Origin of the sequence: Citrobacter sp. EC_71, assembly GCF_019584005.1 — a bacterium.
Classification (GTDB): Bacteria; Pseudomonadota; Gammaproteobacteria; order Enterobacterales; family Enterobacteriaceae; genus Citrobacter; species Citrobacter werkmanii.
This window is the reverse complement of sequence record NZ_VDAY01000012.1, coordinates 18,830-45,051: the sequence shown is the minus strand read 5'-3', so window position 1 is coordinate 45,051 and position 26,222 is coordinate 18,830. Positions and strand designations below refer to the sequence as shown.

At 54.0% G+C, this 26,222-nt stretch carries 25 protein-coding genes; 5 read left to right on the top strand and 20 right to left on the bottom strand.

Annotated features, from left to right (window positions below):
• Positions 1–71: 71 nt before the first annotated feature.
• The 6 genes from pgpA to nrdR all read right to left on the bottom strand — a co-directional run bounded on the left by pgpA (position 72) and on the right by nrdR (position 4,177).
• Positions 72–590, bottom strand: a complete 519-nt coding sequence (pgpA, locus tag FHD02_RS14370) for a phosphatidylglycerophosphatase A (protein WP_006685732.1) — start codon at positions 588–590, stop codon at positions 72–74.
• Positions 568–1,545: a thiamine-phosphate kinase gene (thiL, locus tag FHD02_RS14365; RefSeq protein WP_220394013.1), complete on the bottom strand. Its 978-nt coding sequence runs from the start codon at positions 1,543–1,545 to the stop codon at positions 568–570. Before thiL ends, pgpA begins: the two co-directional genes overlap by 23 nt.
• Before the next feature lie 75 nt (positions 1,546–1,620).
• The gene (nusB, locus tag FHD02_RS14360; protein WP_000801129.1) at positions 1,621–2,040 is read right to left on the bottom strand and encodes a transcription antitermination factor NusB; all 420 of its coding nucleotides are present in this window, start codon (positions 2,038–2,040) and stop codon (positions 1,621–1,623) included.
• Positions 2,041–2,059: 19 nt separating this feature from the next.
• Complete coding sequence (gene ribE, locus FHD02_RS14355; RefSeq protein ID WP_003021575.1) at positions 2,060–2,530, bottom strand: 6,7-dimethyl-8-ribityllumazine synthase; 471 nt, start codon at positions 2,528–2,530, stop codon at positions 2,060–2,062.
• A gap of 90 nt (positions 2,531–2,620) precedes the next feature.
• Positions 2,621–3,724 carry a bifunctional diaminohydroxyphosphoribosylaminopyrimidine deaminase/5-amino-6-(5-phosphoribosylamino)uracil reductase RibD gene (gene ribD / locus FHD02_RS14350; RefSeq protein ID WP_220394012.1) on the bottom strand — a complete coding sequence of 368 codons (1,104 nt, stop codon included), beginning with the start codon at positions 3,722–3,724 and terminating at the stop codon, positions 2,621–2,623.
• Positions 3,725–3,727: 3 nt separating this feature from the next.
• On the bottom strand, positions 3,728–4,177 hold the full coding sequence (gene nrdR, locus FHD02_RS14345) for a transcriptional regulator NrdR (RefSeq protein ID WP_016152032.1): 450 nt from the start codon (positions 4,175–4,177) through the stop codon (positions 3,728–3,730).
• Between the two features lie 154 nt (positions 4,178–4,331).
• Between nrdR and FHD02_RS14340 the strand changes: the two genes are divergently transcribed.
• Positions 4,332–4,871: a DUF3251 domain-containing protein gene (locus tag FHD02_RS14340; protein WP_042310122.1), complete on the top strand. Its 540-nt coding sequence runs from the start codon at positions 4,332–4,334 to the stop codon at positions 4,869–4,871.
• Positions 4,872–5,169: 298 nt separating this feature from the next.
• Entirely contained in the window at positions 5,170–6,033 is an 864-nt protein-coding gene (locus FHD02_RS14335; RefSeq protein ID WP_137360399.1) for a nucleoside-specific channel-forming protein Tsx, read from the top strand.
• A 44-nt stretch (positions 6,034–6,077) separates the two neighbouring features.
• Here the strand turns inward: FHD02_RS14335 and FHD02_RS14330 are convergent, their stop codons facing one another.
• From FHD02_RS14330 to queA, 7 genes are all read right to left on the bottom strand, one after another.
• Complete coding sequence (locus FHD02_RS14330) at positions 6,078–6,770, bottom strand: YafY family protein (protein WP_061381554.1); 693 nt, start codon at positions 6,768–6,770, stop codon at positions 6,078–6,080.
• Positions 6,771–6,793: 23 nt separating this feature from the next.
• Entirely contained in the window at positions 6,794–7,159 is a 366-nt protein-coding gene (locus tag FHD02_RS14325) for a VOC family protein (RefSeq protein WP_137360397.1), read from the bottom strand.
• Positions 7,160–7,328: 169 nt separating this feature from the next.
• Positions 7,329–8,300 carry a protein translocase subunit SecF gene (secF, locus tag FHD02_RS14320; RefSeq protein ID WP_038638190.1) on the bottom strand — a complete coding sequence of 324 codons (972 nt, stop codon included), beginning with the start codon at positions 8,298–8,300 and terminating at the stop codon, positions 7,329–7,331.
• A 10-nt stretch (positions 8,301–8,310) separates the two neighbouring features.
• Positions 8,311–10,158, bottom strand: a complete 1,848-nt coding sequence (secD, locus tag FHD02_RS14315) for a protein translocase subunit SecD (protein ID WP_137360396.1) — start codon at positions 10,156–10,158, stop codon at positions 8,311–8,313.
• Between the two features lie 27 nt (positions 10,159–10,185).
• Entirely contained in the window at positions 10,186–10,518 is a 333-nt protein-coding gene (yajC, locus tag FHD02_RS14310) for a preprotein translocase subunit YajC (protein ID WP_003021544.1), read from the bottom strand.
• Positions 10,519–10,540: 22 nt separating this feature from the next.
• The gene (gene tgt, locus FHD02_RS14305; RefSeq protein WP_137360395.1) at positions 10,541–11,668 is read right to left on the bottom strand and encodes a tRNA guanosine(34) transglycosylase Tgt; all 1,128 of its coding nucleotides are present in this window, start codon (positions 11,666–11,668) and stop codon (positions 10,541–10,543) included.
• 53 nt (positions 11,669–11,721) lie between these two features.
• Entirely contained in the window at positions 11,722–12,792 is a 1,071-nt protein-coding gene (gene queA / locus FHD02_RS14300; RefSeq protein WP_137360394.1) for a tRNA preQ1(34) S-adenosylmethionine ribosyltransferase-isomerase QueA, read from the bottom strand.
• 90 nt (positions 12,793–12,882) lie between these two features.
• Between queA and acpH the strand changes: the two genes are divergently transcribed.
• Positions 12,883–13,464: an ACP phosphodiesterase gene (gene acpH / locus FHD02_RS14295; protein WP_137360393.1), complete on the top strand. Its 582-nt coding sequence runs from the start codon at positions 12,883–12,885 to the stop codon at positions 13,462–13,464.
• A 168-nt stretch (positions 13,465–13,632) separates the two neighbouring features.
• Complete coding sequence (locus FHD02_RS14290; protein ID WP_003021524.1) at positions 13,633–14,235, top strand: peroxiredoxin; 603 nt, start codon at positions 13,633–13,635, stop codon at positions 14,233–14,235.
• Between the two features lie 47 nt (positions 14,236–14,282).
• Here FHD02_RS14290 and FHD02_RS14285 read toward each other — a convergent pair whose 3' ends face one another.
• The 5 genes from FHD02_RS14285 to FHD02_RS14265 form a co-directional block, all read right to left on the bottom strand.
• Complete coding sequence (locus FHD02_RS14285) at positions 14,283–15,680, bottom strand: DUF3999 domain-containing protein (protein ID WP_137360392.1); 1,398 nt, start codon at positions 15,678–15,680, stop codon at positions 14,283–14,285.
• Positions 15,677–18,334, bottom strand: a complete 2,658-nt coding sequence (locus FHD02_RS14280; RefSeq protein WP_137360391.1) for a DUF2339 domain-containing protein — start codon at positions 18,332–18,334, stop codon at positions 15,677–15,679. Before FHD02_RS14280 ends, FHD02_RS14285 begins: the two co-directional genes overlap by 4 nt.
• A 136-nt stretch (positions 18,335–18,470) precedes the next feature.
• The gene (locus FHD02_RS14275) at positions 18,471–20,339 is read right to left on the bottom strand and encodes an amidohydrolase (protein WP_220394011.1); all 1,869 of its coding nucleotides are present in this window, start codon (positions 20,337–20,339) and stop codon (positions 18,471–18,473) included.
• A gap of 21 nt (positions 20,340–20,360) precedes the next feature.
• On the bottom strand, positions 20,361–20,906 hold the full coding sequence (locus FHD02_RS14270) for an antibiotic biosynthesis monooxygenase (RefSeq protein ID WP_079225253.1): 546 nt from the start codon (positions 20,904–20,906) through the stop codon (positions 20,361–20,363).
• Between the two features lie 103 nt (positions 20,907–21,009).
• Complete coding sequence (locus FHD02_RS14265; protein ID WP_042310138.1) at positions 21,010–21,651, bottom strand: hydrolase; 642 nt, start codon at positions 21,649–21,651, stop codon at positions 21,010–21,012.
• Positions 21,652–21,924: 273 nt separating this feature from the next.
• Between FHD02_RS14265 and FHD02_RS14260 the strand changes: the two genes are divergently transcribed.
• Positions 21,925–22,827, top strand: coding sequence for a LysR family transcriptional regulator (locus FHD02_RS14260; RefSeq protein WP_137370929.1), 903 nt, complete (start codon positions 21,925–21,927; stop codon positions 22,825–22,827).
• Here the strand turns inward: FHD02_RS14260 and malZ are convergent.
• Entirely contained in the window at positions 22,821–24,635 is a 1,815-nt protein-coding gene (gene malZ / locus FHD02_RS14255) for a maltodextrin glucosidase (RefSeq protein ID WP_137370930.1), read from the bottom strand. The genes FHD02_RS14260 and malZ overlap by 7 nt on opposite strands.
• A gap of 139 nt (positions 24,636–24,774) precedes the next feature.
• Positions 24,775–26,148, bottom strand: a complete 1,374-nt coding sequence (gene proY / locus FHD02_RS14250) for a proline-specific permease ProY (protein WP_137360386.1) — start codon at positions 26,146–26,148, stop codon at positions 24,775–24,777.
• Positions 26,149–26,222: the final 74 nt, after the last annotated feature.

The window sequence follows — 26,222 nt, the reverse complement described above, 5'->3', positions numbered from 1 at the left end:
GGCCTACGAAATCGACATATTGTTGGGACGTAGGCCGGATAAGGCGTTTACGCCGCCATCCGGCAAACCCTTTAAATGATGCCTACCGGCCAGTGATGACCGATAAAATATAAAATTCCGGCAGAGAGTATCCCGGCGACAATATCGTCGATCATGATCCCAGTTCCACCATGCACATTGCGATCGAACCAACGGATCGGCCACGGTTTCCACATATCCAGAATACGGAAAATCACAAATCCGGCGGCAACCCACTGCCAGTCGAGGGTCGGTAGCGCCATCAGGGTTATCCACATCCCAACAAACTCGTCCCAGACAATGCTGCCATGATCGTGCACGCCCATGTCTTTCGCCGTTTGATGACACAGGTAAACGCCGATACAGATCGACAGCATGACCACCAGCGAATACAGCTGCCATGGCAGAAACGTCATTAAATACCAAAAAGGGATCGCCGCCAGCGATCCCATGGTACCAGGAATAATGGGACTCAACCCGCTACCAAAACCGGTGGCTAACAGGTGCCACGGATTGCGCATACTCAGGCGGCTTTTGGCGACATCTTTTTTAAGGCGCGGCAAAATGGTCATATCCTTTCCAGTCGAACGTGACGGGTTTTCCATCGCGCGTAAAATGAACGCCTTCCACATCCGCACTCATCTGCCCGATGCAGGTAAACGAGGTCCCGAGGTGCGCCAGCGCAACGTCCAGCGCGCCACGGTTGATTTCCGGTACGGTAAAGCATAACTCATAATCTTCACCACCCGAGAGCGCCCAGCGCAGCGCCTGTTCCGGCTCAACATGTTGGGCGAACGCCGCGGAATAAGGCAGCGCGTCGACGTTAACCCGTGCGCCGCAGCCGCTGGCATTGACGATATGCCCCAGATCGGAAATCAGGCCGTCGGAGAGATCGATAGCCGCACTGGCCAGATCGCGCAGGGCTTGTCCCTGTAAAATACGCGGGGTTGGGCGCAGGTGGCGTTGCAGCAGATACTCCGCGTCTTTTGGATCAGTCACCTGCAAGCGGTCCTGCAAAATCGCCAGCCCCGCCGCACTGTCGCCCGGCGTGCCGGTCACATAAATCCAGTCGCCCGGTTTTGCCCCGGAACGTTTTAAGGCACGCCCAACGGGAACGTAGCCATGAATACCCAACGTCATCGACAGCGGTCCACGCGTGGTATCACCGCCAATCAGCTGCATATCGTAGTAATTAAGGAGTTCAAACAGGCCATCGCTGAAAGCTTCAAGCCAGGCTTCATCAACGTCAGGTAACGTCAGTGCCAGCGTCAACCACGCAGGATCGGCACCCATCGCCGCCAGATCGCTCAAATTCACCGCCAGGGCTTTCCTGGCCAGATCGGTAGGATCAATGTCGGGGAGGAAGTGGTTGCCTGCCACCAGCGTATCGGTACTGATCGCCAATGTCTGTTTTTCAGGGATGTTCAGGAGTGCGCAATCGTCGCCAATACCGGTTTCGACATCAAGACGAGACGTTCTTACGCGATCAAAATAACGGGCAATCAGGGAAAATTCGCCGCATGCCATACGTTATGCCTCAGCAGAAAAAAAGAAAAAGCCGGGGACAGCGGAAACACGTTCCACTCTCCGCCGGCCTCGGGATTACTTTTTGTTGGGGCGAATCACAGGTGCTGCTTTATCCAGTACGCCGTTAACGAATTTATGGCTGTCTTCGGCACCGAAGGTTTTCGCCAGTTCAATCGCTTCGTTGATGGCCACTTTGTACGGCACATCACTACGCTTAGACAGTTCAAACAGCGCAATACGCAGTACGGCTTTTTCTACCTGTCCCAGCTCTTCCAGCAGACGAGACAGGTAAGGCTTCATTAATCCATCCAGGTACGCGCTGTTAGTCGCCACCCCGGACAGCAGTTCACGGAAATACAGAACGTCGACATCTTTAACGTCCTGTTCCGCCAGGAACTGGTATTCAACATCAGCGATGTCGTTCTGGGACAACTGCCAGGAGTAGAGCGCCTGGACGGCACACTCACGGGCGCGGCGACGAGCAGCAGGTTTCACGGATTTCCCCTTACAAAAATCAGGCCTTAATGGCTTTCAATACATTAATCATTTCAAGCGCAGTCAGTGCAGCTTCTGCGCCTTTGTTGCCGGCTTTCGTGCCAGCACGTTCGATGGCTTGTTCAATACTTTCGGTGGTCAGAACACCGAAGGCTACCGGAATGCCACTGTCCTGAGCGACATGCGCCAGGCCATTGCTTGCACCGCCAGCCACATATTCGAAGTGCGCGGTACCACCACGGATCACTGTACCGAGCGCAATCACCGCATCGTATTTACCGGTTTTCGCCAGTGCGTCAGCCGCCAGCGGCAGCTCATATGCGCCTGGAACCCAAACGACGGTAATGTTTTCATCTTTAACCTGGCCAATACGTTTCAGGGCGTCGATCGCACCTTCCAGCAGGCTATCATTGATAAAGTTGTTGAAACGCGCAATGGTGATGGCGACGCGAGCGTCCGGAGTAGCAACGTTAGCTTCAATAATGTTCATATTCTTCCTTCGGGTTCGATTTATGGCCCCGTAAGGGGGGCGGATTTTATCATAATATTCTGGGCGCTGCTTCCTCTAATTCAGAAAGCCTCACGCAGTGGTTAAATGCAGGCAAACGTCCGGGCCCACCTGGCGTATCTCGTTGAATTTGAAATGGGGGGCGTCGGCCAGTTTCTCAAGCCCTGGCAGCACACATAATCCTCGCGCATCACTGCCTAACAGTTTAGGCGCAACATACACGATTAGCTCATCCACCAAACCGGCCTGTAATAACGCGCCCGCAAGCGTTGGGCCAGCTTCCACCCAAATACTGTTAATTTGCTGTTTGCCCAGTTGCATCATCAGCACGACCAAATCCAGATGCCCGTTATGTTCCGGTATCTTAATACTGCGAACTGACTCCGGCCAACTGCGGGTATCGTCTTTCGCTCGGATAATCCAGGTTTCTCCCGGCTGTTGCACAATACAGTGCTCCGGCGTGACCTGATTCTGGCTATCAAGGACAATGCGGATCGGCTGGCGCAGATTTTCCTGCGGGTAACTCGCCTGAGTTGACTCCCCAAGCTCCGACCAGCGCACGGTAAGCTGAGGATCGTCGGCCAGTACCGTCGCGCTGCTGGTTAAAATGGCATGGCTTTGCGCGCGCAGCCGTTGCACATCGCGGCGCGCCTGCGGCGATGTGATCCACTGGCTTTCCCCGCTGGCCATCGCCGTACGACCATCGAGCGATGCGCCAAGCTTAAGCTGCAGATATGGGAAACCTGTACGCATGCGCTTGAGAAAGCCTTTATTAAGCTGCTCAACCTCGCTCATCATCAAGCCGTGGCTAACGTCAATGCCCGCCTGCTGCAAGCGATAGAGGCCACGACCTGCTACCTGCGGATTGGGATCCTGCATCGCGGCAACAACGCGTGCTACGCCCGCCGCAATCAACGCATCGCAGCACGGCGGCGTACGCCCATGATGACTGCAGGGCTCAAGCGTCACGTAGGCGGTTGCCCCTTGCGCTTTTTCTCCGGCCATGCGCAGGGCATGGACTTCGGCATGCGGCTCGCCCGCGCGGTGATGATATCCTTCACCGACGATCTCCCCATCCTTAACAATCACGCATCCGACGTTGGGATTTGGGTGAGTAGTGAAACGTCCGCGCGCAGCAAGCTTCAGCGCGCGCGCCATGTACAATTCATCCTGCATGGCTTAGTCCTGTAGGCGAGCAATCTCTTCGCCAAATTCTTTGATATCTTCAAAACTGCGGTAAACCGACGCAAAGCGGATGTAAGCGACTTTATCGAGCTTTTTCAGCTGCTCCATAACCAGGTTGCCGATCATCTTACTCGGCACCTCACGCTCGCCAGTCGCTCGCAGTTGTGATTTGATATGGTTTAACGCCATTTCGACGTCATCTGAGCTGACCGGACGTTTCTCCAGCGCTCTGAGCATGCCGCTGCGCAGCTTATCTTCATTAAAGGGTTCACGCACATCGTTGCTCTTCACAACGCGCGGCATGACAAGTTCAGCCACTTCAAAAGTGGTGAAACGTTCGTTACAGACCAGACACTGCCGACGGCGGCGTACTGAGGAGCCCTCGCCTACAAGACGAGAGTCAATTACCTTAGTGTCTACGGCGAAACAGAATGGGCAATGCATACGGCGTCCTGTACCTCAGTGGTTAACAGCAATCTATTTTACCCTGAACTGGCGTGACAACAAAGGCGCAGCGCTTTTGAGACAAAGGATCGATGCCTTCGTGCTCTGTGCACACTACCATTATGCTATCGCGACAATGAAGGAAGTAATCACAATGACAAGACGTTACCTAAGAATTCTCCTGGTGGGAAGCCTCTTTAGTCTTAGTGCCTGCGCGCAGCAAAGCGAAGTACGCCAGATGCATCAAAGCGTAAGCACGCTAAATAAAGAGATGACGCAGCTTAATCAGGAAACGGTAAAAATTACGCAACAAAATATGTTGAATGCTAAGTCGACCAGTGGCGCCTATCTATTGCCGGGCTCCAAAACCCCGGCCCGGCTGGAGAGCCAGATCGGCACGTTACGTATGTCTTTGGTGAATATTGCGCCGAACGCCGATGGCACACGGTTAACGCTGCGTATTCAGGGCGAGTCCAATACGCCCTTGCCCGCCTTTAGCGCCACCGTAGAGTACGGTCAAATTCAGGGCACCACGGAGAATTATCAGGAAGTGAACGTTCAAAACCAACTGGTCAACGCCCCGGCAAGTATTCTTGCCCCCAGCGACGTAGACATTCCGTTGCAGATAACTGGTCTCTCCCCCGACCAGTTAGGATTTGTTCGCATCCACGACGTCCAGCCTGTTAGCCAATAAACTTTTTTGCGGAACGTTTTGTGCGTTCCGCAACATCACTCCGCTCCATTTTGTTACTCCCCTGACATAACCAATATTTCTGTTAAAACTTGGCAACATTCATGGGAGTCAGTACAATTCGCCGCCTAAAGTACGCAAACGTGAACGCAATCGATTACGTAAATGATAGAACTGTGAAACAAGACATATTTTTGTGAACAATGATTTTTATAATAGGCTCCGAAGAATTACGAAATATTTAGAAACGCAATTTGCGCATTTTTCACTCCCGAAAGGGATTTCAAACAGTGGCATACATATGAAAAAAACATTACTTGCAGCCGGTGCAGTGCTGGCGCTCTCCTCGTCTTTTACTGCCAACGCAGCAGAAAATGACAAACCGCAATATCTGTCCGACTGGTGGCACCAAAGCGTCAACGTGGTGGGCAGCTACCACACCCGTTTCTCCCCGAAACTGAACAACGACGTGTATCTGGAATACGAAGCGTTTGCCAAAAAAGACTGGTTCGACTTCTATGGCTACATCGATATCCCGAAAACCTTCGACTGGGGTAACGGCAACGATAAAGGTATCTGGTCTGACGGTTCCCCGCTGTTTATGGAAATCGAACCACGTTTCTCCATCGACAAGCTGACCGGTGCTGACCTGAGCTTTGGACCGTTCAAAGAATGGTACTTCGCCAACAACTACATCTACGATATGGGTGACAACAAAGCCAGCCGCCAGAGCACCTGGTATATGGGTCTGGGTACCGATATCGACACCGGTCTGCCGATGGGTCTGTCCCTGAACGTGTATGCTAAATACCAGTGGCAGAACTATGGCGCATCCAACGAAAACGAGTGGGATGGTTACCGTTTCAAAGTGAAATACTTTGTGCCGATCACCCAGGTTTGGGGCGGTCAGTTGACCTACATCGGCTTCACCAACTTCGACTGGGGCTCAGATTTGGGTGATGATCCGAACCGCACCAGCAACTCTATCGCTTCCAGCCACGTGCTGGCGCTGAACTACGATCACTGGCACTACTCCGTAGTCGCGCGTTATTTCCATAACGGCGGCCAGTGGAAAGGTGGGGATACCCTGAACTGGAATGATGGCGACTTCACCGCGAAATCAACCGGTTGGGGTGGTTACCTGGTTGTAGGTTACAACTTCTAATCCCGACATTTATCGCAGACAAGCCAGCTTAACCGCTGGCTTTTTTACGGCTGGTCTTCACAGCGTACTTTACGTAAAAAGTCACTTAGCGAGCGATCCGCCGATTCGCGAAAGTGCCTGTCGAGCGGCGTGATCTTCAGACAGCGATCAACGCGAAAGCAGCGATAATCGTCACGCTTCTCGCACCAGGCAACCAGTAACCAGTGCTCGCCCCAGAAAAATAATCCCAGTGGCTGAACGTCACGCCAGGAGAGATTCCCGGACTCGTCGCGATAATGCAGCGCCAGTACTTGTTGCGCCGAAACCGCGCGATGTATGAGATCGAAGGCACTGCGTGAATGTGGCTGATTACCAAAATCTGGCGCAAAAATCCGCGTTTGCTCGGCCCTGCGGCGACTCTCTGGCGGCAATATCGCCAGCACTTTTTCCTGCGCCGACTCCAGTGCCTGTGAAAGTGAATCCCCGCCCCATGTTTTCAGCAACCGAATCGCGACCATCAATGCTTCTGATTCGTGATGCGTTAACATCAACGGTGGCAGATCAAACCCGGCCATTAAGCGGTATCCGCTGCCCACTTCGCCTTCAATGGGCACACCGGATAAAGAGAGATCGCGGATATCGCGATAAATCGTCCGTTCAGAAACTTCAAGACGTTCTGCCAGCAGCGCCGCCGTTGTCACTCGTCTGCCCCGCAGGATTTGTACGATCTGAAACAAGCGGTCGGCGCGTCGGGTCATTTTAATCCTCAGTCCTGAAAATATTACGCGGGTTGATGTAAACCAACACGATTGCCTTCACTGTCAGTAAATAGCGCAATCGTACCAATGTCCTGCCCCAGTTCGAGCGGGCCAAACACGCATTGACCACCAGCTGTGGCAACACGTTCAAGCGTGGCAGCCAAATTGTCCGTATGCAGATAAATAATAGCGCCCTGCGCTGAAGGCGAAATACCGTCAAATTTAGCCAGCGCCCCGCCGGGAGCAGGATCCTTATGCGGGAATACGGCCAACTCAGCGCTGTCCATATTCTCCCGACGCAAAGAAACCTGCATCACTGGCTCATAAAAAGCGATGGCGCGATCCATTTGTACCACGGGGATTTCAAACCAGTTAATTACGTTGTTCATACTTCCTCCTGCCTGTGTGGGTAATCTCAGAAGGACTATAAGACAGGGCTACTGACAGCATACTGTCAGTAGTGTGACGACAGAAAAAGATAATGGCCTACCGTTAAATCACAGGCAAAAAAAATCCCGACCTTGCGATCGGGATTCCACTATCTTCACTCTTAATGGGTTAAGGCAGAATTGACGGCTGATCCGCCCCTTCTTTCTCGACCTTCTGCTGCAGCATGTGCTCACGCTTCATACCCAGCTTCAGCGCCAGCGCCGATGCTACGTAGATAGAAGACGCAGTACCGATGGAAACACCGATAAGCATGGTCAGCGAGAAGCCTTCCAGTACCGGACCACCGAACAGGAACAGCATCAGAATAACCATCAACGTCGTACCGGAGGTAATCAACGTACGGTGCAGCGTCTGAGTCAATGACACGTTAAAGATTTCGTAAGGCGTACCGCGACGAATTTTGCGGAAGTTTTCACGAATACGGTCAGAGACTACGATACTATCGTTCAGCGAGTAACCGATTACCGACATCAGCGATGCGACGATAGTCAGGTCAATCTCGATATGGAACAACGACAGGATCCCAAGTGTGATGATTACGTCGTGCGCCAGCGCGATAACTACCCCTGCCGCCAGTCGCCACTCAAAGCGGAAACCGACATACACCAGGATGGAGATCAGCGCCGCCATCAGCGCCATCGCACCGGTTTGCGCCAGGTCTGCGCCTACACTCGGCCCCACGAATTCAATTCGCTTCACCGCAGCGTTTTGGTTGGTGGATTCGTTAATCACACTCAACACTTTGCTACCCAGCACCTGACCGCCGTCAGCGCCTTCAGTTGGCGGCATACGCACCATAATGTCGTGGCTGCTGCCGAAGTTCTGCAGCAGCGGGTCAACAAAGCCCGCTTTCTCCAGCGCATCGCGCATCACGTCCATTTCCGCTGGTTTTTCCAGCGTGATTTCAATGACCGTACCACCGGTGAAATCGAGACCCCAGTTAAAGCCGCGCACGCCCATAATCACGATGGCCGCGATCAGCAGAAAACCTGAAATGCCGAAAGCCCAGTAGTCCCAGCGCATAAAGTCCCAGACTTTACGGCCGTGGTTCAATTGTTCAACAGTATATTCCTGTGCCACTTCGCACTCCTCAGATTGACAGCTTTTTGACGCGCTTGCCGCCATACAACAGGTTTACGATGGCACGTGTACCGACAATTGCGGTAAACATCGACGTCGCTACCCCAATACCGGTAGTAATCGCGAACCCTTTAATTGCCCCAGTGCCGACTGCGTACAGGATAATGACCTTAATCAGCGTCGTAATGTTCGCATCGAAGATGGAGCTAAATGCGCCCGCATAACCTTCATTGATGGCCTGCTGCACCGAACGACCGTTACTCAACTCTTCTTTGATACGTTCGTTGATCAGTACGTTAGCATCGACCGCGACGGCAAGGGTTAAGACGATCCCCGCAATCCCCGGCATACTCAGCGTGGCTCCCGGCAACAGTGACATAATGCCGACAATCAGCACCAGGTTAGCGATCAGCGCGCTGGTCGCAATCAGACCGAACTTCTTATAGAAGAAGATCATGAACAGGATAGAAACCACCAGACCGGCCAGACAGGCTTCCAGACCCTGTTTGATGTTCTGCATACCCAGGGTTGGGCCGATGGTACGTTCTTCAACAATCTGAATCGGCGCGATTAGCGCACCGGCACGTAACAGCAGAGAAAGCTGACGCGCTTCGTTCGGGTTGTTGATACCGGTGATACGGAAGCTGTTACCCAGGCGAGACTGGATGTTGGCGATGTTAATCACCTCCTCCTGTTTCACCAGCACGGCGCGACCGTTGGCATCTTTCTTACCGCTGTCTTTGTACTCCACAAACAAGGTCGCCATCGGCTTACCGATGTTGTCCTTGGTGAAGTTGGACATGATGTTACCACCCGCGCTATCCAGCGAGATGTTAACCTGCGGCTGATTGTATTCGTCCTGGCTGGAGGTGGAGTCGGTGATATGGTCACCGGTCAGGATCACGCGTTTGTACAGCACAACCGGCTGACCTTCGCGAGTCTGTTTCACTTCCGAATCACCCGGTACACGCCCGGATGCCGCAGCAGACTGGTCAACGTTGGTATTTACCAGACGGAATTCCAGCGTCGCGGTTGCGCCCAAAATTTCTTTCGCACGCGCGGTATCCTGGATACCCGGCAGTTCGACGACAATACGGTCAGCGCCCTGACGTTGTACCACCGGCTCAGCAACACCCAACTGGTTCACACGATTACGCAGAATATTGATGTTCTGCTGTACCGCATATTCACGGGCTTCGCTCAGGCGCGCATCGGTCATCACCGCACGCAGAGCATTACTGCCCTGGCTGGAAATAACCAGATCCTGGTGACGCTTGCTCAGATAAGAGATAGCTTCATCACGGGCGCTGCTGTCACGGAAGGTGATGCTCAGGCCGTAGTTATCTTCTTTACGAACGGTAGTATAAGGAATGCCTTTTTCACGCAGATCGCTGCGCAGGCTATCGATATTTTGTTCCTGCAACTTACTCAGCGCGGTGTCCATATCCACTTCCATCAGGAAGTGAACGCCGCCACGCAGGTCAAGACCGAGTTTCATCGGTTCTGCGTGAATGGCTGCCAGCCAGCGCGGTGTTGCCGGAGCAAGGTTAAGCGCCACGACGTATTGATCGCCCAGCACGCCCATCAGTACTTCACGTGCGCGCAGTTGGGTATCAGTGGAGTCGAAGCGCGCAAGAATAGCACCCTCTTCCAGAGCCACAGACTTAGGTGTGATTTTATCTTCTTGTAACGTTTTCTGGACCTGGATCAGCGTTTGCTCACTGGCGGCGGCACCGCGCACGCCAGTGATTTGAACAGCCGGATCCTCACCATACAGGTTGGGAAGTGCGTAAAGCAGGCCGACGACAATGACGACGACCAGCATAATGTACTTCCACAAAGGATAACGGTTTAACACGGCAGTTCCCTTTGGGAAAACAATAAATTACAGCGCCTTCATGGTGCCTTTCGGCAGAACGGCAGCTACGAAATCACGTTTAATAACCACTTCAGTGGTGTCGTTCAGCGCGATAGCGATGTAGCCAGATTCTGCTACTTTGGTCACGCGACCCACCAGACCACCGTTGGTCAGGACTTCATCGCCTTTCGCAATGGAGTTCATCAGGTTCTTGTGTTCTTTGGTACGCTTTTGCTGTGGGCGCAGGATCATGAAGTAGAAAATCAGACCAAACACCACCAGCATCAGAATCAGAGACATCGGGCTGCCCTGCGCCGGAGCACCTGTTGCCGCTACCGCATCAGAAATAAAAAAGCTCATTCAAATTCCCTCATTATTAAAATTAATCAACGTTCACAGGTGGAACTGGTCGACCCTGACGTTGGTAAAAATCGGTCACGAAGCTCTCTAATTTACCCTCTTCAATAGCCTTGCGTAAACCCGCCATCAAACGCTGGTAGTAGCGAAGGTTATGAATCGTGTTGAGACGCGCGCCCAATATTTCGTTGCAACGGTCGAGATGATGCAAGTAAGCGCGCGAATAATTGCGACAGGTGTAGCAATCACACTCAGCATCGAGCGGACTGGTGTCGCTTTTATATTTCGCGTTACGAATTTTTACCACGCCGTCAGTCACAAACAAATGACCATTACGGGCATTTCGCGTTGGCATCACGCAGTCAAACATATCGATACCACGACGCACACCTTCAACCAGATCTTCTGGTTTGCCGACGCCCATCAGGTAACGCGGTTTATCTGCCGGAATCTGTGGGCAAACATGCTCCAGAATGCGGTGCATATCTTCCTTCGGCTCACCGACAGCCAAACCGCCGACAGCGTAGCCATCAAAGCCGATATCTACCAGACCTTTGACGGAGATATCACGTAAATCTTCGTAAACGCTGCCCTGAATGATGCCAAAAAGCGCATTTTTGTTGCCGAGACTGTCAAAACGGTCGCGACTGCGCTTCGCCCAACGCAGAGACATCTCCATTGAGCGTTTAGCATAGTCCCAGTCGGCCGGGTACGGTGTACATTCGTCGAAGATCATCACGATATCGGAACCGAGATCGTATTGAATCTCCATTGACTTCTCAGGATCGAGGAAAATCGGATCGCCGTTGATCGGGTTGCGGAAATGCACGCCCTGCTCGGTAATCTTGCGGATATCGCCCAGACTGAAAACCTGGAAGCCGCCGGAATCGGTAAGGATTGGCCCTTTCCACTGCATGAAATCGTGCAGATCGCCGTGCAGCTTCATGATTTCCTGACCCGGGCGTAGCCACAGGTGGAAAGTGTTGCCGAGGATGATCTGCGCGCCGGTAGCTTCAACTTCTTCCGGCGTCATGCCTTTTACGGTGCCGTAAGTACCGACCGGCATAAATGCAGGCGTTTCCACTACGCCACGATCAAAAACCAGGCGGCCGCGACGCGCGCGACCGTCTGTGGTGTCCAGTTCAAATTTCATCTTAACTCCTGCGTCAGAAAAACAGTCCGACGTTAAATACTCATGCCGGAAATTTATTCCCCGACACGCTCAGAAATAGCCTGCGGATTGTACGTGATAAACATCGCATCTCCGTAACTAAAAAAGCGATATTCCGCTTTTACCGCTTCATGATAGGCGTGCATGGTGTTTTTATAACCAGCAAACGCAGAAACCAGCATGATCAGCGTCGATTCCGGCAGGTGGAAGTTGGTGACCAGGGCATCAATCACCTGGTATTTATAGCCTGGATAAATAAATATCTGCGTATCGCCGAAGAACGGCGCAATGAGATCATTTTTGGCAGCCTGCGCCGCGCTTTCCAGTGAGCGAACGGACGTTGTGCCCACGGCTATCACGCGGTTGCCACGCGCTTTCGCCGCCAGCACCGCGTCCACCACATTCTGCGGCACTTCCGCATATTCAGAGTGCATAATGTGGTCTTCGATGGTGTCTACGCGCACCGGCTGGAAGGTACCCGCGCCGACGTGCAACGTAACGAACGCCATTTCAATGCCTTTATCGCGCAGTTTCGCCAGCAGCGGCTCGTCAAAGTGCAGCCCCGCGGTCGGCGCAGCGACGGCACCCGGTTTTTCACTATACACGGTCTGGTACAGCTCGCGGTCGGCGTCTTCGTCCGGGCGGTCAATATACGGCGGCAACGGCATATGGCCGATGGCGTTGAGGATATCAAGCACGCTGCGTTCGTCGTCAAACGCCACTTCAAACAGCGCGTCGTGACGGGCGACCATCGTCGCTTTGATACTTTCATCGTCGCCCAATAGCAGCTCGGCACCCGGCTTCGGCGCTTTCGAGGCGCGAATATGTGCCAGAATACGTTTATCATCCAGCATGCGTTCGACCAGCACTTCAATCTTGCCGCCACTGGCTTTACGGCCAAACAGACGCGCAGGAATAACGCGGGTATTGTTAAAGACCAGCAAATCGCCAGGGTTGAGCTTATCGAGCAAATCGGTGAAAGTGCCGTGCGTCAGCGCGCCCGTCGGCCCGTCCAAAGACAGCAAGCGGCAGCTACTGCGCTCAGCTTGCGGATAGTGGGCAATCAGGGATTCGGGTAGTTCAAAGGTGAAATCGGTAACGCGCATGACACTGACTCAGACTAAAATAAGAGGCGGGTAGTCTAGTGCCGGGGCGTTCTCCCTGCAACCTTTACCCCTCTGGATAAACGTTTAACTATGAATTTTCTTGCACATTTGCATCTCGCTCATCTTGCCGACAGCTCGCTTTCCGGCAATCTGCTGGCCGATTTTGTCCGGGGTAATCCGGAAACGCTTTTTTCGCCTGAGGTGGTGGAAGGCATCTTCATGCACCGTCGTATCGACGTGATGACCGATAACCTGCCGCAAGTGCGTGAAGCCAAAGAGTGGTTTCGTAGCGAAACGCGCCGCGTCGCGCCAATTACGCTGGACGTGATGTGGGATCACTTTCTGTCGCGCAACTGGTCGGAAATCTCCCCAGATTTCCCATTAGCGGAATTTGTGCGCTATGCCCGCACCCAGGTGACCACGATTTTGCCGGAATCGCCGCCGCGCTTTATTAACTTAAACAACTATATGTGGTCAGAAAAATGGCTTGAGCGCTATCGTGACATGGATTTTATCCAGAACGTCCTGAACGGCATGGCCAGCCGCCGTCCGCGTCTCGATGCCCTGCGCGACTCATGGTATGACCTGGATACGCATTATGATGCGTTAGAAGAGCGTTTCTGGCAGTTTTATCCGCAAATGATGGAACAGGCGCGACATAAAACCCTTTGATGGTAACCCGCATAACGCGCCGGATAAGCAGTAGCGCTCATCCAGCAACAGATTGATAGACAAAACCTGTCTCATTGATTGCCAGCGCCTCTTTGTCTTATTCTCAAACACTCTCTATACTGGCCCGCGTTGCGTTCCAAAAAACCCTTAACATTGCAGGAGAATTATATGGTACTGGTAACTCGTCAGGCTCCGGATTTCACAGCAGCTGCGGTACTGGGTAGCGGTGAGATCGTTGAAAACTTCAACTTCAAACAGCATACCAACGGTAAAACCACCGTTCTGTTCTTCTGGCCGATGGACTTCACCTTCGTTTGCCCGTCTGAACTGATCGCATTCGACAAACGTTACGAAGAATTCCAGAAGCGCGGCGTTGAAGTTGTTGGCGTTTCTTTCGACTCAGAATTTGTCCACAACGCATGGCGTAACACCCCTGTCGACAAAGGCGGCATCGGTGCGGTGAAATACGCAATGGTTGCTGACATCAAACGCGAAATCCAGAAAGCCTACGGCATCGAGCACCCGGAAGCGGGCGTTGCTCTGCGTGGTTCTTTCCTGATCGACGCTAACGGCGTTGTTCGTCACCAGGTGGTTAACGATCTGCCGCTGGGTCGTAACATCGACGAAATGCTGCGTATGGTTGACGCGCTGCAGTTCCACGAAGAGCACGGCGACGTTTGCCCGGCACAGTGGGAAAAAGGAAAAGAAGGTATGAACGCGTCTCCAGACGGCGTGGCAAAATACCTGACCGAGAACGTTTCCAGCCTGTAATTGGCATGAATCGTAAGAGGCCCGCAACGCGGGCCTTTTTTATTGGTTTATGTCGGATTACCCTTTTTCACTTCACGCCAGATTCGCCACGCCATCAGCCCCAGGACGGCGACGCCAAGAATTAACGCCCCCCATACCAACAGCGTTTTCCACTGGCTTTGTTGCTCAGCGACTGAGGTTGCCGTCAGCCGCCCCTCACCGCCCAGAGTAACTGGTTCATCCTCCAAAGCCTGCGGCATTTTGTCAGGATCGTTGTGCTTACGTAACGCCTCCGGGATCAGCATCGCCAGACTGACGCTCGCGGGTTCCGCCGCTTTGTTCCCCCATGCCAGGATAAACGGGCTTTGGCCTTGTGCGTTAAAAATCACTTTATAGCTGTCGCGCTCCCCTCTCAGTACGGGTAAAGTGTCAGGCAAACGCGCCTGAAGCGTCGTCATCCGGACCGCCTCAACTAACTCACCGGAGAGCGGAATATTATCCGAATACTGATTTTCCAGATTGTAGAGAACCGTTCGGGTTAAAGGCTGCCAGGCGTCTTTTTCTGCTTTGCGCCATTCAAGTTCAACCGGCAATACGCCTTCGTTATCCAGTGAAATCTTTAATGAGGTCAACGGTTGCGGCCTGGACCAGCGCCAAATCGCCTGGTTTTCGGCAATTTTCTCCGCTTCAGCATCCATCGAAACAGGCCGGGTAAGCGGAGGCTCCTCACGGGTTATCGCACTCACTCCGGTCAGATTTAACGCAGGACTTTGCGAATCAAGAATCAGCAACAGCCAGGGGATACCATCAGCAGACATGCGCAAATCATCGACGCCTAAGGTGTCCATTTTCAACCGGTCGTCGCTATGCGTCAGATCCATCAGCGGCGCATTTCCTGTCATCAACCTCCAGTCACGCAAATCACGGCTGTAATAGAGCGATGCCGTTCCCTGCCAGTTTTTCGCAGGCGCATCCCAGTTCAAACGCAACTGGGACAGCAATGGCGTCTCTTTGACATCGTCTGGCAAGGCAATTAAATAACTCTGCCCGATAGATTGCAGGTTTTCACTTTCGAAGCGAATTTCAATGCCATTTTTAGCACGAAGCAGGACCGCAGGTCTTTCATCATCGTGCTTTGGCGTCACCGGTTGTGCCGTAGAATCAAACGGAAAAAGGCGCAGAGGAATCGTTCTGGGGGACGTTGCCTGCGCTTTTTCTGCCAGTAGCGTGAAAGGCACCACATCGCCCTGGCGGTTGAACACTCTGATATCACGTAAGTCCGGCCAGACCGCCTCGTGGTATACTTCTAATGGCAGAGGGAGGCTATACCATTGCTCTGAACCCGGCGTTAAGAGCTTCACGCCCTTCGCGTAGTCTGCTGGCGCATCCGTAGCCGTATTACTGCCCCACGCCGCGCTGGTTGCTCCTAACAGAGCACTCCAGAGAACCGCTTTAATCCATTTCATTTTTCTTCTCCAGCTTTGGGCGGTAAAGGTGAAAAATACCCGATAATCAGCACCAGAATGGCGACGCCGATAAACGCGACCGCGCGCGCCAGGCCGCCGCCTCCCGCGCTGTCCACCAGCATCAGTTTAATTATGACTATCCCCAGCAAAACGGCTCCACACAACCATTCCTGCCGCGAGCGACGCCGGGTTGCCTGCAGCATCACCACCAATGCCGCCAGCATCCAGAACAGAGCAAAACAGGTTTGAATCAGCCGCGAATCCCACAGGGCGTGTACATTCCACGCAACTTCGCCATACCAGGACAATGCGCGCAGTAGCAGGCCATTAAGCCACCAAAAACCGAGCGCCATCAGCGCCACAACCGGCCATGGGCGGCACACCGAAAGCTGCACCGGGAAATAGCGTTCAGACACGCGATAAAACACAACCAACCCTAGCAGGGCAAAAGCTGCGCCCTCTTCCAGCGGGTTGAGCAACGGCAGATATGTCTGACGATAAACCACGCCATCCTGTAAATTCGTCAGCACGAGCAGACCGACCAGTACCAACGCAACAGGAACCATCGCCTGAACAGAATATAAGGCCGGCCAGATACGAAATGGCCAGAGCCTGCGCTGAACAGCTTGATAAACCAGGAAAATCAGCAATCCGCCAGCCGCCATCATCAGGCCGCTTCCCCACGCGTCTCGCCCCCACGGTAGCGCCTGGGCGAACCAGAACAGCTCAACCGCCAGCGCCAGTACAATCATCCAGAAGAACGACAAATGTGCCAGCCGGGAAAGCGTTGGCGGTAATATCGGTGCGTCACGCCAGAGCAGCGCCACTGCAACAAATAGCGCCGCACACCAGGCAAGATTCGGCCAGCCCGCGGCAAAAATCTGCTGCAAAGAGATCTGATACATCAGCATCACCAGCATCGTCGGCCACAACAGCCATTTACTGGCATCCAGCTCCCACCATGCCAGGCGACCAGCAATCGTTCGCCAGCCCCAGACCGATACCGCCATTAATGCCAACACGCCAGAAAGCACCCACCGCTCCTGCTTCAGGATGAGCTGCGAAACTGCAACGAGTGCAATAATCCAGAAAAGCAAACCGCCAGCGAGTAGCCCCCAACTGCCCTGTATCCGAATGTTGCGCCATAGCCATGCGGCAGCCAGCCAACTGAGGCTAAGCACGGCAAATATCAGCATCACTGAGAGCGCAGTTATGCCGTTCGCCAGCGCCCATAGCGCGCTGCCCACGGCCAACACGAGCAGCGCCGTACCGCTATAACTCATGCGTCGTTGCTGCTGTTGGATACCCAGCCAGAGGATCCCAAGTCCCTCCAGCGACCAGGCCATCGCCGTCCAACGGGCTGAAAGCGCCAGCGGGATAGCCAGGGTGGTAAATACGCCGCCAAGCGCCAGGGCGGACAATACCAGCGGTCTTCCCAGAGAAGATGAGCGCCGCAACGCAAGCGTCGCCAACACCAGATAGAAACCACCGTAGCCCAGCGCGCTGAGCGCCGGACCATATGCCATATGCCGGGTAATGGCATACTGCATGCCAAAACCTACCAGCGGAGGGGCAAACAGCAGCACGCCATCAATAATCTGTTTGCCTTTTTCCTGCGCCCGAAGGGACAGCGCCACGCTCAGCACGCCAAAAATAATGGTGTTGGCGATCAGGAACAGTTGGCAGCTCAGATAATACTCAGGTCGATAGTCCTCCAGCCCCCACAAACCGCCAACGCCAAAGGTAAACAACAGGCCGAGCAGATTCAGCTCCCGCCAGTGCTGCCAGATGCTAATCGCGAGAATACCGACCGAGAGCAGAAGATAGAAAGAGAAGAGCGCGACATGACTGCCGCCGCCGGAGGAAAGCAGCAGCGGCGCGAGATAGCCGCCAAGGCTGGCCAGCATCGCCAGGCTGAGTGCCTTTTGCAAAATAGCCAGACCCACGCTCGCCGCGCAAATCGCCACCAGCAGCGCAAATGCCAGCGTCATTGGCAGCATTTGCCACAGCCGGAACGCGCCAAAGACGGTGAGATAGAGTGCTCCCGTGGCCCCGCCCTGTAAGATCAGCGCATAGACCTGTTGCTTATGCCGCAACCGCCAGCCCAGCGCCAACAGGACAATAGCAAACAGCGCGGTCGCCACCAGGCGCAGCTCAAGCGGCAACAGAGAATGTTCGACGGTGTAACGCAGCAGGAAAGAAAGTCCCAGGAACAGGAGCAATATACCGAGCTTTGCCAACGGATTGCCCTGCATAAACCAGCGCACCAGCGATGACATCACCCCGCCAAAAGCAGAAGGTCGCTCGACGCTGGGCGTGGAAATTACCGCTTTATCCGGCGTCTGCTGTGAAGACCACGGGCTAACGGGTTCAAGGGTCGGCTCAGTGTCTGGTTCCGGCGCCACGTTGCTAATCGCAGCCGTTTTCGCATCGACAGGAACACTCTTTGTTGCAGCCGTTGGCGCATCGGCGATGGCCTGTACCACAGACTCCGGCGCCACCCCGCGCAGCTCAAGTTCCTCTACACGACGGCGCAAGACCGCCAGCTCAGAACGTACCGCCGCACTGCGTCTGTATGCCACGATAGCGAGACCAGGAACCACTACCAACGCAAAGAATAAAACAATGCAGCCAAGGGTTAGCAGCTCATCCATGTTTCCACCTTCACTGTGTAAAGACAGACCAGAATGACACAAATTGTTGCAGCTGTGCCATATCTGTTAACACTATGACCCGCTTTTCAGAAAATACAATCAGCCCCTGCGTTTGGCCAGGGGCTGTGAGGAGGGATTAAAACGCGAAGCAGGAACACCCCAGCGCGCCCCAGAAAGCCCGATCATCTGACACCGGAATCCCCGACTTACGCGCGATATCATGCTGATGACCGTGTACGCCGCAGCTGCCGCAGCACTGGTGCATCTGTACCATTGCGCCAATTTTCGCCGCAGCAGGCGGCGCTGAGCGATAGTGCCCCGGCACCTTCACCACCGGCGACCAGTCGGGCACAACCGGAATGGCAGGCGGTGCCAGCGGGGTGAAATGACCGGCTGCGTACACGACTTTACCATCGACAATAGTCATCACCGACTCGATGCCTTTGATCTCTTCTTCCGGCACGCTGAAATAGTCTTTAGACAGCACCACCAGGTCGGCCAGTTGATCTTTCTCGATGCGCCCTTTCTTTCCCTGCTCGCTGGAGAACCATGCGCTGCCCGCCGTCCACAATTCCAGCGCCACGTCGCGCGGCAGACGATTGTTATCATCGTACATCGCCATTCCGCCAACGGTGCGGCCCGAAACCAGCCAGTAGAGTGCGGTCCACGGGTTATAACTGGCCACGCGGGTGGCGTCAGTCCCCAGCCCTACCGGAACATCAGCCGCCAGCATTTTCGCCACCGGCGGCGTATGTTTGACCGCGTCTTTGCCATAGCGGTCGACAAAATATTCACCCTGGAACGCCATACGGTGCTGAACCGCTATCCCGCCGCCCAGCGCTTTTACGCGCTCGATATTGCGTTCAGTAATCGTTTCGGCGTGATCGAAGAACCAGTGCAGACCATTGAACGGGATATCGCGATTTACCTTCTCAAACACATCCAGCATGCGGCTGATGGATTCATCATAGGTGGCATGCAGACGGAATGGCCAGCGGTGCTCCACCAGGTGGCGAACCACGCGCTCCAGCTCATCTTCCATACCTTCCGGCAGATCCGGGCGTGGTTGCAGGAAGTCTTCAAAATCAGCGGCCGAGAAGACCAGCATTTCCCCAGCCCCATTAGCACGGTAGAAGTCGGTGCCCTGTCCAGGCTTGAGCATATCGGTCCAGCGTTCAAAGTCCTCCAATTCCTGCTTCGGACGCTGAGTAAACAAGTTGTAGGCGATGCGCACCGTCATCTGCTTGTTGGCGTGCAACTGCTCAATGATCTCATAATCTTCCGGGTAGTTCTGGAAGCCGCCGCCCGCATCGATAGCGCTGGTCAGTCCCAGGCGATTCAGCTCACGCATAAACTGGCGGGTCGAATTGACCTGCATTTCCAGCGGCAGCTTTGGCCCTTTCGCCAGCGTCGAATATAGGATCATAGCGTTGGGTTTGGCGATCAGCATTCCGGTCGGGTTGCCGTTGCTATCACGCACAATCTCACCACCTGCCGGATCCGGCGTCGCTTTGGTGTAGCCCACGGCTTTCAATGCCGCGCGATTCAGCAACGCTCTGTCGTACAGATGCAGAACAAATACCGGCGTATCTGGCGCGGCTTCATTCAGTTCTTCCAGAGTTGGCATGCGCCGTTCGGCAAACTGGAATTCGCTCCAGCCCCCCACCACGCGCACCCATTGCGGCGACGGCGTTCTGTCAGCCTGCTCTTTGAGCATGCGTAGGGCATCCGCCAGCGACGGTACGCCTTCCCAACGCAATTCCAGGTTGTAATTCAGACCACCGCGAATCAGATGCAGGTGTGAATCATTTAAGCCGGGGATCACCGTATGTCCTTGCAGATCGACAATTTGCGTCCCTTCGGCGGCCAAGCTCATGATCCGATCGTGGTTACCGGTCGCCAGGATCTTCCCGTTGGCGATAGCTACCGCCTCGACCTGTGGGCTTTGTCTGTCGAGAGTATGAATTTTTCCGTGAGTGAGAATCAGTGTGGCAGTTTGCGACATAACAATCTCCTGAGAAACCGGTCAGGCTTTTTTCAGCCATCCGGCAAACAGACGGGTTACGATGGGCATCCAGAACCAGACCACCAGCGCAACCACACACGCATCATTGATAAGATGCAGGAGTAACGAGCCCTTCATTGCAGGCAGCACAATGCCGGTCAACCACGGCACCAGGTTAGTGCTGGGAAAAATCACCAGCAGAGTTATCAGGAACTGTTTCCAGCGCCTGGGCTGGCGTACATGGGGTGCGGGCGGCGTAAACCAGAACGCCGCTTCGGTACGAATTTCGGTTTTATCACCTTCCGCCAGCAGCGGAGCTATCTCTTCCACCAGCACACGGCGCGTATCGGACTGGGTCCAGTTGTACAGATGCTCCAGCGTGTCGAAGCGGATAATAATGTTCCACAGATTCTCGCCATCCGCAGGGCGAATCACATTAGCCCCGAGATGACCGGGAAACTCGGCCGCCACCGGCATGATTTTCCCCAGCCATTGCTCATACCGCTGCGCCTGCTCAGGCTGCAGGGTATGGGTAATCACCAACGTCACATGTTTGTTCTGCGCCATGAAGGATTCCTTGCTAAAGGAGAATGGCGGGATAGCCCGCCATCAATATCAATACACGAGATCTATAACGATGCATTCAGGCAGCATGAAGGATGAAGTGTATTCAGGCTTTACGTTCCGGCGCGCCATGCACCATGGTATAAGCATAATCCACGCCCATACCATAGGCGCCGCTATGCTCGCGTACCAAATCCATTACGGCGTCGTAGGTTTCTTTGCGGGACCAGTCACGCTGGTACTCAAGAAGAACCTGTTGCCAGGTTACGGGGACTGCGCCCGCCTGCACCATCCGGTCGATGGAACGCTCGTGGGCATCCACAGACGTGCCGCCGGAAGTATCGGTCACCACATACACTTCATAACCCGCTTCCAGTGCCATCAACGCCGGGAAAGTCAGGCAGACTTCGGTCCACAGCGCGGAGATAATCAATTTCTTGCGTCCGGCCGCTTCCACGGCTTTCACAAACGCCGCATCTTCCCAGGAGTTCATAGACGTGCGTTCAATAGGTTTCACATCAGGGTGAACCGCTAACAATTCCGGCCAGATATAGCCGCTAAAACTTTTTGTTTCCACAGAGGTATATATCACCGGAACATTAAATATCTTGCCGGCTTTCGCTAATGCCACGGTATTATTTTTCAAAGTCTGGCGATCAATATTTGCCACACCAAATGACATTTGCGGCTGATGATCAATAAAAATCAGCGTAGAGTTTTGAGGATCAATCAGTTCCCGAATAGACATAACACACCTTCTTAATCAATAAGTTAAAAGGCAACGGTCTGTATCTGCCGTCAGCAGCAGGATCCTGAATCAGAAAGCTTGTTGAGTATAGCGGGAAATTTCTAACGAGTTATTAAAGAAAACTTACCATCCTGTGAAACTATTAATTCTGTGTTGCGATATATCCTAAACAACATCAAAAAAATGCGCATGACTCATCTAATTTATTCACTGGCATTGTTTTTCTTCATTCGGTACAACAGAAGGGTTTATTTTTCAGGATATTTTCTGCTTATGCGCATCAATCTGGATGTTTTGTTAATCCTCGACGCACTCGACAAACAGGGTTCATTTGCCGCAGCAGCCGAATCGCTGTTTAAAACCCCTGCGGCACTCAGCTATATGATTCAGAAGCTGGAAAGCGATTTGAATATCGAGTTGCTTGACCGCTCCGGGCATCGGGCGAAATTTACCGACACCGGGCTGATGATGCTGGAAAAGGGACGTTTGCTGCTGAGTGCGGCCAAAGATCTCGAAAAGCAGGCGGTACAGCTGAGTTCAGGCTGGGAAAAAGAGCTGGCGATTGCGCTGGACGACTCTTTTCCTTTCGCCGCGCTCCTGCCCATTATTGATGAATTTCACGCGCTGAATAAGCAAACCCGTCTGAGTTTCACCCACCATACGCTGGCGGGATCCTGGGAGGAGCTGACCCATAATGGCGCAGACATCATTCTGGGGGCGATTAATGAACCGCCAACGTCAGCCGCCTGGTCCTACAAAATGCTCGGCACGCTGGATAATGTATTTGTCGTCGCGCCCGAACATCCGCTGGCCGCCGCGCCGGATGGCCTGACAAACGAACAGCTGTGCCTGCATCGGGCCATTGTTATCAGCGACAGCGCCCGCTTTTGCCATCCGCTACAAACCAACCTGATGGAGGAGCAGGCGCAGATTCGTGTGGATGACTTCCACAGTAAAGTGATGTTATTGCGAGCTGGCATGGGCTGCGGGTTTCTCCCCCACCACATTGCCAGCCCGTGGCTTGCCACAGGCGAACTTGTGGAAAAAAGGGTCATCTCATTTCGCCAAAAAGATGTGGCCTATATGGCATGGCGCAACAGCCGCGATGGGCTGGCGCAGCGCTGGTGGCGAGAAACGCTGCTGGCAAGCCCGGAGATTGCGCGCTTGTATCAATGACCCATCCACACCGAGGCGGAGATAGCCGGCAGCGTCAGGATATCGTCAGCGAGCAGGCCGTTACCCTCTTTGTGCAGCCATTGACTGACGCGCAGCAATGGCGAGACTGGCAGGACCACTTCGCAGGCGTGGCCACGGTTAATCGCCACCAGCACGCGCTGGCGGTTGAGTACCCGCACAAACACCACCACGTTATCCTCGGCGTAAATCACCTGACAACCGCCATGGCGTAACGCCTGGCTTTGATGGCGTAATTTAGCCAACCGCTGATACAGCGCCAGCAAGGTAGTGTCCTGTTTTTCAGCTTGCCACGGGAACGGTTTACGACAGAACGGATCGTTATCACCGTCCAGACCCACCTCGTCACCATAATAAATACACGGCACGCCTGGCCAGGTAAACAGCCACACCACCGCCAGCGGTAAACGCGCCACGTCTTTGCCAAGCAACGATTTAAAACGGGCGGTATCGTGGCTGTCGAGTTGATTGAACATCCGCAGTTGCTGCTGATGCGACAGACCCGCGCGGTAGTTATCCATCCACGCCATACAGGTTTGGGCATCAATAGATTGCGGGTCGTAGGAGATATCCGTATTGGCCAGAAATCCCCAGATGGGGAAAGTAAAACCGCGATAGTTCATGGCGGCATCTTCTGCATCCGCCTGCAACCACTGGCGCGCATCACCAAAATGTTCACCCACAACATACGCTTCAGGCTGAGTTTCTTTTGCCGCCTGCGTAATCCCCGCCACATGGTGCAGGTTGTTGCGCGCCCCGCCGCCTTCTCCCAGCATATGCACGACATCAAGACGCCAGCCGTCCATACTCCACGGCGCTTTCAGCCAGTGACGAACGATACTGTCTTCCCCACGATAAATCTCATTGACCAGGCTTTGCGAACAAAAATCCAGCTTGGGTAGGCTGGCATAGCCCAGCCAGTCAAGCGCCAGACCGTCGGCAGAGAAATGATACCAGTCACGCCAGGGGGAATCCGGGTTGTAACACGCCCCATCCGTCCCACGGTTATGCCGATCAAACCAGGGGTGTGAATCGCCGCTATGATTAAAGACACCGTCCAGAATCAGACGCATGCCCTGCTGTTGCGTGTTGTGGCGCAAGCGCAGCAGCGCGTTGTCGCCGCCAAACTGTGGATCAACATGACGGTAATCTTCGGTATCGTATTTATGCACGCTCGGCGCGGTAAACACCGGGTTCAGATACAGCGCCGTAACCCCTAACGTTTTCAGATACGGCAGCTTTTCGCTGATGCCGTCCAAATCGCCGCCATAAAATGTCGATCCTCCGGCCTGAGCGGTCAGCGGTTCATCCCACTCGCGACGCACGATGTCATGCCCGGCTGCGTGGTGATAATAGACGTTTGGAGCCGACTCACGCGACTGGCTGCGGGCAAAGCGGTCCGGGAAAATCTGATAGAAAATCTGGTCAGCTACCCACTGCGGACCGTTATCCGGCACATCAACAGCAAACTGCTCCAGACGCGCAGGCGGAAAACGACTGAATCCCTGCGGGGTAAACCACAGCTGACGATCGGGCCACAATAATTTAAAGCTATAGCGCCGACGAGGTTGGCCGCTGGCAAGATCGATCGCCGCCCGCCACGCGGTTACGCCCGGCTGCGGCTGGCTGCGCAGCTTGTGCATACCCAGCGAAATTTCTTCGTTATCGTTTTCTGCACGTAGCGTCACCCGCTGAGGTGGATTTTCCCCCGCCAGCCATAATGTAATCGTCAGTTGATCTTTGTTTTGCTTAACAAATGGGGCAACCGGAAGGTGCCAGGCGTTCAACATCACGTATCCCCTTTGATGAAAATGAAGCCACCTTGCCATAGCAAAGAGCAGGATCACTCATCATCTTAACGTTTATTAGGGGAGGAGTTCGGGGGAGGAGAAAATTGCCGGGCGACGCAACGCGTTACCCGGCAAAAAATTACTGTACTTCAGCCAGTTGACGCTCGCGGCGGCGTTTAAATACCCAGCCCACCAGCAGCAGGGCAATCCACGCGAAACCAACGTACAGTGAAATGCGGGTATCCGGATGGTAGCCGATAAGCGCGATGATAAAGACGAGGAAAATCAGGCCAACAACGGTCGTTGTCACCCCCCCAGGTACTTTAAATTTCAGCGCCTTGACCTCTTCCGGCGGCAGACGACGGCGGAAGGCAATCTGCGACAGCAGGATCATAATCCACACCCATACCGTGGCGAAGGTCGCCAGTGAGGCGATCACCAGGAAAACGTTTTCCGGCATAATGTAGTTAAGATAAACCGCAAACAGCAGCGCGATAGTCATCACCATCACCGTGACCCACGGCACGCCACGGCGCGAGGTCTTAGCGAACATTTTCGGTGCGCTCCCCTGCTCTGCCATACCGTGCAGCATACGCCCCACGCCGAAGACGTCAGAGTTGATAGCCGACAGCGATGCGGTCAGTACGACAAAGTTGAGGATCCCGGCGGCAAAGGTAATGCCCATATGCTGGAACGTCAGGACGAACGGACTCCCGTCGGTGCCAACCTGGTTCCACGGGTAGATAGACATAATGACAAACAGCGTCCCCACGTAAAACACAAGGATACGCATCGGTACGGAATTGATAGCGCGCGGAATAGATTTTTCCGGGTCTTTCGCTTCTCCTGCGGTAATCCCGATAATCTCAATACCACCGTAGGCGAACATCACCATTTGTAGCGACATCACCATGCCGAGCCAGCCGTTGCTGAAGAAACCGCCGTTGCTCCACAGGTTATGGATACCGGTAGGTTGTCCGCCGTTGCCAATACCCCAAATGATGATGCCGAACCCGGCGACAATCATGATGATAATGGTGGCAACTTTAAAGAACGAGAACCAGAACTCCAGCTCGCCAAACACCTTCACGCTCATCAGGTTGATGGCGCAAATAATCAGCACCACGCTGAGGACCCAAATCCAGTGCGGAACGGCAGGGAACCAGACCCCCATGTAAATGCCGAAGGCAGTGACGTCGGCAATGGCGACAATCAGGATTTCAAAACAGTAGGTCCAGCCGGTTATGTAACCCGCCAACGGCCCGAGGTTTTCCTGCGCGTAGCGCGAGAAAGAGCTGGCAGCCGGGTTATGAACGGACATTTCGCCCAGCGCGCGCATGATGATATATGCCGCAACGCCGCCGATAATATAGGCCAGCAATACGCTCGGCCCCGCCATTTTGATCGCGTCGGCTGAGCCGTAAAACAGCCCGGTACCAATTGCCGAACCTAATGCCATAAAGCGAATGTGCCGGGTGCTCAGCCCACGCTTTAGCTTGTTATTACTTTCCATCGATTCCTAACCTGTTAACACAATAAAAAAACCACGGGGCCATATTAATAGCCCCGTGGTTAAAACTTATTGTC